The organism is Catenibacterium sp. co_0103, assembly GCF_004168205.1.
Lineage (GTDB): Bacteria > Bacillota_I > Bacilli_A > Erysipelotrichales > Coprobacillaceae > Catenibacterium > Catenibacterium mitsuoka_A.
This window is the reverse complement of the sequence record NZ_RCYB01000088.1, coordinates 1-7,926: the sequence shown is the minus strand read 5'-3', so window position 1 is coordinate 7,926 and position 7,926 is coordinate 1. Positions and strand designations below refer to the sequence as shown.

Here is a 7,926-nt window from a genome sequence, read left to right as displayed (position 1 = left end):
TGTGGTTCACTACACTTGGCGGTAAATACCTGTGGTCAGACTATCTCCGACTGAATTAGTGCCATGCCCGGCACACGCGCAAAAGAGGGATTTCCCGTAGTTCGGAAAATCCCTCTTGGTTGATGGTTATTCTGTTTTACTGTGTGGGCTGTGCGGCGGCTGCCTGCGCCTTTCTCCTTGCCCGGTATTCCCGCGCCTTGATACGGTCATACTCCCGCTGCTTTTCAAGGTTTCTCGCCCGGTACTCCCTTGAATACTGCCGGTGGTAGGCGCGGCTCTTTTCCTTTTTGGCTTCTTCGATTTCCTCCCGCATTTGCCGGATTTCCTGCTCGGTCGGCTCTGCAAGCTGTGTCACTTCATTCTCAAACTTGCCGATATAATTGAAATATATGCTGATGTGCTGGATTGCGTATCTCGCCCTTTTCTGGTCGCGCTCATGCACTTCAATCCGGCTGATAAACTCGTTGAGAATGGCGGGGGTCAGGTCGGTAAAGGCGGCATGGCGTTCCGTCAGCTTCAAAAACTTCTGCGCCCGTCCTCCCGCGTTCTCATAAGCGGATAGCTGCTCTTGGAGTGTGGAAAGCTCCGTTTTCAGCGCGTAGTATTCTTCCGAATACTTCTGCGACATTTGCTCATAACGGTCTTGCGGGATCGTGCCGAGGGCGTTGTCCTCATAGAGCTTGTTCAGCACCTTGTCAATCTGTTCAAGGCGTGTCGTGATTTGCGGAATACGCTTCTGCTGCTTTTTGGTCTGGTCGGTCTGCTGCATGGCAAGGTTCTTTTTCACTAAGGCTTCAAACTCCGCCCGGTTGCTGATAGAATAGTCCTCGATTTTCTTCAGCACTTCCGCGATGGTCTGCATGAGCAAGTCCGCGTCCATGATGTGTGGGGAATGGCATTTGGGGTTCTTGGCTTTTCCCTTGTGGTACTCGCTGCAAAAAGCAACGTGCCGCTTGCCGCCGTTCCGGTAATCTATACGAATGTGCATTTTTGCGCCGCAGTCCTTACAGAAAAGTAAGCCGGACAGAGGGTGGATTTCCCCGTCCCCGTTGGGGCGCCTGACGGGTGCGTTTTCCAAAATCCGCTGTACGGTTTCAAAATCGCTGCGGCTGATAATCGGCTCATGCACATTTTCTGTGATGTGCCACTGGCTCCGGTCTACATAGTGGTTATGTTTATCCCGGAAATGCTTTGTGGTCTTGAAGTTGACTACATCTCCGCAATACTCCTGCCGTGTGAGGATATTGGTCAAGGTAACTTTGTTCCACTTGCAGCGGTTATCCTCGTTGAGCGTCTTATTTTTACAGGTTCCCCGCCCGCGGTCTTTCATATAGAAAGTGGGGGTAGGGATTTGCTCCTGTGTCAGATATACGGCGATTTGATTGCGGTTCTTCCCGCCGATAAACAGACGGAAAATCAAACGGACAACCTCGGCGGCTTCCTCGTCGATTATCCAAAAATCCTTGTTGTCCGGGTCTTTGACATAACCGTAGGGGGCTTCGGTGACAATCGGCTTTCCGCTCATGCCTTTGGTCTTAATGCCCGTTTTCACTTTCTTGCTGATGTCCTTTGCGTACCACTCCGACATGATATTGATAAAGGGCGCAAACTCCAATGTGTCGGGTTTCTCGCTGTCAATGCCGTTGTTGACCGCGATAAAGCGCACATTGTTCCGTCTGAATATCTCCATCGCGTTTCCGACTTGGAGATAGTCACGCCCCCAACGGGTAAGGTCTTTCATAATACAGACACCGATTTTCCCGTTTTCCACATCGTCCATCATGCGGGAGTAGGCGGAACGGTCAAAAAACCTGCCGCTTTCGTCATCGTCGATGTAGTGCCGGATATTGGTCAGGTGCTGCCCTCTGGCATAGTTCTCCAAAAATATTTTTTGGTTCTGTATGCTGTTGCTCTCGCCGCCGTCCCTGTCCTCGTCGCCCACGGAAAGGCGGGAGTAAAGGGCTGTAATTTTGCTATAATCAGTCATGTGCATAACCTCCTGTGCGTCCATGTATGTGTCATTTACACTTAAAATTATGCACTCCAGCGGGCAGAGCCGTACTCTGTACCATGCCGATATTTTTTGGCATTTTTGCCTTTCAGATAGACAGCCAGACGGAGGACTGCACCACAGCATAGTCCAATCAGCAAGTCCAATGGATGAAAGCTGGGCAACGGATTGCCAAAAGCAACAGGCAAAGCGGAAAGCAGCTCCATCATTTTCTCCGAAGCGTTTGCACCCTCTGCCATTCTCCAGGCTTCACCGAAATTGGTAGCAAACAGTCCAACAAGGAGATAAGGCAGATTCAGCAGCACCAGTTTTTTGATATTGATTTGTTTCATCGTTCTCTCTCCCTGTGTTTATTGCGGTCTACCACGGTGTTCTTCACCATTTCTTTGAAGTGGTTTAGCTTCTCCAGCACAGACGGACGCTCAGCTTTCCTGACCTTTTTTTGAGTGTATTCGGTAAAAGCAGCCGTGAGTGCATCTGCATCACGAGCCTTGAAGAAAATCAGGTACTTGGGAGGGTCACAGCTTCGGTCTTTTTTCACAGCAAAATCAACACCGTATTTACGGGCGATCCGTTCAAACTCTTTGATGGAGGGGTCTGTGATCTCAATGGTAGATACCCCCTGATTCTGCCCAATCAGCTGCTTGACGCTCTGTTTTCCCTTGGGAGTCACAGTCATATCCCTGATTTTCTGCATTTTCTTTTCTTTGCGGTGTGCCATGTACTTGGTGATGGCAGTTTTGAGCAATCTTCCAGTGAACTTTGTGCCGCTGACAACCAGCGTTAAAGTCCTGTTTTCAACTTCTTCCTGCATAGGTCAATGCCTCCTTTCGCATAGAGATAGAACAGCAGTATCGGATTTGTTAAGGTGGATAGAACTGTTGATAGAGAACTATATTACGCACAAAACCACCTCATCGGATCTGGTCTTTGTTCTTGTTGTAATACAGATGTCCGTTTCGCACATCGGCATGACTCAAGATTTTGGTAAATCCTTTGGCTTCGCTCTCTTTTGCCCGTTCATAGCCAGCATCCGAGAGAAACAGACGCATACGCTCACCCTTGAAGCCGACCGGGGATTCATGGCTGAGAACATCGAAAATAATCATGTGACGGGTATGCTCATCAAATCGCATCAAATCCATGTAATCATGCCCAGCATAATTTTTCGCACCAGCTTTGATGCGAGCTTCTTCCATCAGCTGCCCAATGGTTTTCCCATTACTCATAAAAGCTCCTCCTTCAGATCGTCAGCAGAATATACTCACGCTGTTCTGCAAAATAATGTTTCCCAACAGGAGTGACGAGGGTATATGCACCAAAAAAGCCATTGTTGTAATAGTCTTTGACACAAAACAGTCCCTCGTTCTCTGGTTTGTTGTAGGGCAGGACATTACCAGAGGTGGAGCGATAGACAAAACCCTGTTCCAGCAGAAATCGTACAAAGCGGCGTTCCGGCACATTCAATTCCTTTGCCGTAATGCGGAGATTGGTGCAGTAACCGTTTTGTACGAACTTGTCAAAGTACAGATCCTTTTCTTGCAGGACGGCATTGAGGTTTCGCAAGACTGCGTTTTCCTGCCGTTCTTCCAACAGGTCGGAGCAGAGCTTCATCAGTGCTTCGGGTGATGTAGCAACCTCCCAGAGCTTTTCGGGGGTAATGTACGCTCCATGCTTGCGGATGGAGGGCAGCACTTCATCGAACACCCATCGCTCAAACCGTTCTGCCGAGGGCAGCTTGCTGTGTATAATCAGACGGTAAACATCGCCCTCTGGAATGAAAGTCATGTTAATTACGCTGTCTGAACTTTGCGGATGAGGTACGCCCCGTTTTAGGGCGTACCGACAATGAGCATTTATAGCGTTACGGGGTTTTGCATATCCCAACGCATTTGCTACATCCATCCCACAAAATAAATACTTTCCGTCCTCCTCAATAACTCGGATACTGCCAAACTCAGGGTTCTTGAAAATTTCCATCTGTTCCATTTGTTTTCCTCCTTCAGCGGCTTAGATCGCACCGCTGTGCATATCGTGATTGACAAGCGATGTGTAAAAATTATTGATGGTGGTAGGGGCATTGAACAGAGCAGTCAGGAGATATTGCTTCATATTTCGGACTTTCGTGGTATTCTCTCTCATGCACTGCATCACAAAGCTGATATGTTCACCATCCAGCTTCAAAAGGCGGGATCGCACAATCTCATGGGGAAAGGTGCTGCTTGCCACACGGATGCTTTCCCGATTGGCACAGACAGTTTCCACCATCAGCTCCACAATTTCATCCAAATCGTCCTCATACGGTGCAATCTCTTTTCTCAGATGCTCATACCCGATGTTCTCCAAAATGATTTCTCGATAGATTTCTATGTTCTCAGCGGACATCATTTCTTTTCGTTTCCGTTCTGTCTGTTTTACCTGCTGCTGGGAAGGGGTGAAAGGGAAAGGAAATGAATCGGTATTTTGTCCATCCGTATTTTGTTTTTCTGTATTTGATTTCTTAGTATTTAATTGCGTTGGATTTTCCGATGACGGTTTTTCCGTTGTCGGGTTTTCCGATGACGGTACATCCGACGGCGGTACATCCAATGACGGGACAGCAACAGGACGCTCATAGATGATGTACTCATTGACGCTGAATTTCCCGTTTGCGTCGATGGTCTGACGGCGGATCACATAGCCTGCTGCTTCCAGTTCCTTAACGGCATTGCGGATGGCATCCTTGCTCTCTTTGTTGATGTAAGACAGTCCAGAGAGTGTGTAGTCCCAATCCTCCGGCAAAGAAAGCATTTGCGACAACAATCCTTTTGCTTTAAGGGACAATCCTTTGTCTCGAAGATGATAATTACTCATAACGGTATAATCTTCCGTTTTCTGCACACGAAAAACAGCCATAAAAACGCTCCTCTCTTAAATTTGGGTACAAAAAAGCCACAGTCCAAAAGGCTGTGGTTTTAATCGCTGTATGTTTTCGTTTGGCAGAAAAACGGTGGTGTCGAGCACTGCTCTTGATTGATAGCGTTGCCCTCTAATTTGAGAACACTTGGTATAAGCTGTTCCAGTTCTTCTGATGACAACTGTTCCAGCATTTCATAATAGTCCCGAATTGCATCTGCAATTTTGATGTGTGTAGACATGGTCATTCCTTCCTTTTTAAGTTTTAATTAGTTTCTGCGGTGCTTGTCCGGCTTAAAATCGAGGATGTGTCCCTCAATGATACGGGCATACCGCTTGATTTTGATTTCTTGGTTTTTTTGGCTGGTGATGGCGGCTTCATAACCGCCATCATCCAGAAACAAACGCATCTCATCGCCCGGACTGCCATAGGCATTCTCGGCTTTGCGTACAACGAACTCAATCATCCACTTGGTTTTGTCTGCAAATCTCTCAACAGAGAGAATATTGTGACCTTTCAGCTCTCTTGCTGAAATATCTCTCATAGGCTCTCCTTTCAACGCTCCTGATCTCTTTGTCGTTTTCGCTGCCATTGTTCCAGTAGTTTGATGATGGTTTCCTGCATCCGCTGGGGGGTGTAGCTTTTGGGAAAATACTTCCGCAGGGTATCTGAGGACAGTGTGACCTTATCCAGTTCGCTTTTCTTTTCCTCACCCATGATGGCTCGCATCACATCAATGGACAGATGCCCCTCCTGACTGAATTTCTTGAGACGCTGTGCTTGGGATAGAGAGGGAGTGGACTGTTCACTTTCCATAGCGTCCAAAAGCTGAATCTGTTCCTCTGGTTTGAGGAAGGACAGCTCATAGGCTGGATTGAAAGCGATCTTTCTCTCATCCACCATATCCAGCAGTTCGGGGATCAGTTCTGTCAGGCGAATATAGCGTTGTACCTGTCGTCCGCTATCACCAGCTTTTTCTCCAACCACATCAGCCATTTCCAACTTCCCGACAACTTGTCGGGAAGTTAAATCTGTTCTTGCTCCTTGATGTTTGACTGCATCTAACTTCATTTTGTAGGCAAAGGCTCGTTCGCTGGGGAGCAGGCTTTCACGCTGTAAGTTGCTGTCAACCATGATGATGGTAGCGGCATCATCGTCCAAATCACGAACAATGACAGGCATGGTTTCTTGTTCAGCCAGTTCGCTGGCACGGTGGCGACGGTGTCCAGCTACAAGTTCATATCCACCATCAGGATCGGGTCTTGCAATCGCCGGGACTAAAACGCCATATTCCTTAATGCTTTGGGCAGTATCGAACATGGCATCGTCATCCTTGACTTTGAACGGATGGTTCTTAAAAGGGTGTAACTCTGAAAGAGGAATATTTTGTACTCGCTCTCTCTGGTCATCCGCACGGCTTTCCTCAGTAGAGAACAAATCATCTACCGATGCCAGCTCTATTTTTTTCACGCTGCTTTTCAAGTTTCAACACCTCCTTCGTCAAAGATTGATATGCTTCTGCCACCTTGCCGTTAGGGTCGTGGGCAAAGATGCTCTTGCCTTCAGCACTGATTTCCTTTGCCCGAACAGAATGGGGAATCTCCGCACCAAACACTTTGATTTTGCTGCCATAGGTATCTCTGAGCAATGTGCTGATGTCTTTGGCAAAGTTGGTGCGATTATCTACCATTGTCAGCAGGATACCGTCAATCTGGAGCTTTGGATTGATTTGCCGCTTTACTTTACTGACGGTGGTAAGTAGCTGTTCCAAACCTTTGGCGGGTAGGTATTCTGCTTGGACAGGGATTAAAACCCTGTTTGCAGCGGCTAGAGCATTGACCGTAAGCATACCCAAGGACGGTTGGCAATCAATGAGAATATGGGAGTATTGTCCCTTGAGCGTGTCCAGATATTGCCGCAAGATGGTTTCTCGGCTCATAGCGTTTACCAGAGATACTTCCATGCCAGAAAGCTCAATGTTTGCTGGGAGCAAGTCCACACCTTCCGGGTGATGCAGGATGCCTTCGCCGGGGATGATAGGCTGATCGGTGAGGATTTTTGCCATTGCATCGGATAAGGTGAAGGGTAGCTTGTCTGGTTGAGGATTGCCTAAGCTGATGGACAAGCTGCCTTGTGGGTCGCTGTCAATCAGCAGGACTTTCTTTCCTGCCTGTGCCAAACCAATCCCCAAGTTGGCACAAGTGGTTGTCTTGCCAACGCCGCCTTTCTGGTTGGCGATGGCGATAATTTGTGTGTTCATAACAATCACCTCAATTCTGAAATAGAAAAAGGGAGAATGTGACATAAATCATCATTCTCCCTATGAAACAATATGTGATTGTCAGTTATACGCTGTTTAAGAGATTATCTACTGAGAGCCATCTCGTCGCAAACCTGCATGAATACTGGTTTCTGCCTGTTCACTAATACCCTTCCTGAACAACTTATGTTCAATGAATGGGTGGCAAGAGATACAAGCCGTAAAGTGAAATCTGCATTTAAGACAAAATTTGCAGAGGGTGCGTATTATGGGGCTTATGCTCCGTTAGGATATAAGAAACACCCCGACATCAAAGGAAAACTGCTGGTTGATGAGGAAACAAAATGGATTGTTGAAAAAATCTTCTCCCTAGCCTATCAAGGTTACGGTAGTGCCAAAATCACAAAGGTACTGCGAGAAGAAAAAGTTCCGACAGCGTCTTGGCTGAATTTTACAAGGTACGGTACTTTTGCACATATCTTTGAGGGAAAGCCCGACAGCAAGCGTTATGAATGGACGATTGCTCATGTTAAGGCAATCTTAAAAAGTGAAGTCTATATCGGAAACAGCGTTCATAATCGACAGTCAACTATTTCTTTCAAAAGCAAGAAGAAAGTACGAAAACCCGAAAGTGAATGGTTTCGAGTAGAAAACACGCATGAGCCGATTATTGACAAGGAAATGTTCTATCGTGTGCAGGAACAGATAAAATCAAGGCGTAGACAGACAAAGGAAAAAGCAACGCCGATATTTGCAGGG

Annotated in this window: 9 protein-coding genes and 2 pseudogenes; 1 reads left to right on the top strand and 10 read right to left on the bottom strand. The window is 47.2% G+C overall.

Translation table 11 applies throughout. From position 1 onward, the window contains the following. Positions 1-136: 136 nt before the first annotated feature. The 10 genes and pseudogenes from EAI80_RS10840 to EAI80_RS10795 form a co-directional block, all read right to left on the bottom strand. Positions 137-1,987, bottom strand: coding sequence for a recombinase family protein (locus tag EAI80_RS10840; protein WP_202976635.1), 1,851 nt, complete (start codon positions 1,985-1,987; stop codon positions 137-139). Positions 1,988-2,043: 56 nt separating this feature from the next. Further along, positions 2,044-2,343 (bottom strand): annotated as a pseudogene (locus EAI80_RS10835) (hypothetical protein); the annotation flags it as partial. Next, positions 2,340-2,825, bottom strand: coding sequence for a PcfB family protein (locus EAI80_RS10830; RefSeq protein ID WP_129982028.1), 486 nt, complete (start codon positions 2,823-2,825; stop codon positions 2,340-2,342). The gene EAI80_RS10830 and the pseudogene EAI80_RS10835, both read right to left, overlap by 4 nt. 100 nt (positions 2,826-2,925) lie before the next feature. Next, the gene (locus EAI80_RS10825; protein WP_129982027.1) at positions 2,926-3,240 is read right to left on the bottom strand and encodes a DUF5720 family protein; all 315 of its coding nucleotides are present in this window, start codon (positions 3,238-3,240) and stop codon (positions 2,926-2,928) included. Positions 3,241-3,253: 13 nt separating this feature from the next. Further along, positions 3,254-4,000: a BRO family protein gene (locus EAI80_RS10820; RefSeq protein WP_129982026.1), complete on the bottom strand. Its 747-nt coding sequence runs from the start codon at positions 3,998-4,000 to the stop codon at positions 3,254-3,256. A gap of 21 nt (positions 4,001-4,021) precedes the next feature. Next, entirely contained in the window at positions 4,022-4,906 is an 885-nt protein-coding gene (locus EAI80_RS10815; protein WP_129982025.1) for a DUF6017 domain-containing protein, read from the bottom strand. A gap of 59 nt (positions 4,907-4,965) precedes the next feature. Then, positions 4,966-5,148, bottom strand: coding sequence for a hypothetical protein (locus EAI80_RS10810; protein WP_129982024.1), 183 nt, complete (start codon positions 5,146-5,148; stop codon positions 4,966-4,968). A gap of 27 nt (positions 5,149-5,175) precedes the next feature. After that, positions 5,176-5,451 (bottom strand): DUF5720 family protein, encoded by a 276-nt coding sequence (locus EAI80_RS10805; protein ID WP_129982023.1) that lies wholly within the window; start codon positions 5,449-5,451, stop codon positions 5,176-5,178. A gap of 11 nt (positions 5,452-5,462) precedes the next feature. Continuing rightward, entirely contained in the window at positions 5,463-6,389 is a 927-nt protein-coding gene (locus EAI80_RS10800) for a ParB/RepB/Spo0J family partition protein (RefSeq protein WP_129982022.1), read from the bottom strand. After that, complete coding sequence (locus EAI80_RS10795; protein WP_129982021.1) at positions 6,346-7,167, bottom strand: ParA family protein; 822 nt, start codon at positions 7,165-7,167, stop codon at positions 6,346-6,348. Before EAI80_RS10795 ends, EAI80_RS10800 begins: the two co-directional genes overlap by 44 nt. A gap of 192 nt (positions 7,168-7,359) precedes the next feature. Here EAI80_RS10795 and EAI80_RS10790 point away from each other — a divergent pair. After that, a pseudogene (locus tag EAI80_RS10790) lies at positions 7,360-7,926 on the top strand (recombinase family protein); the annotation flags it as partial.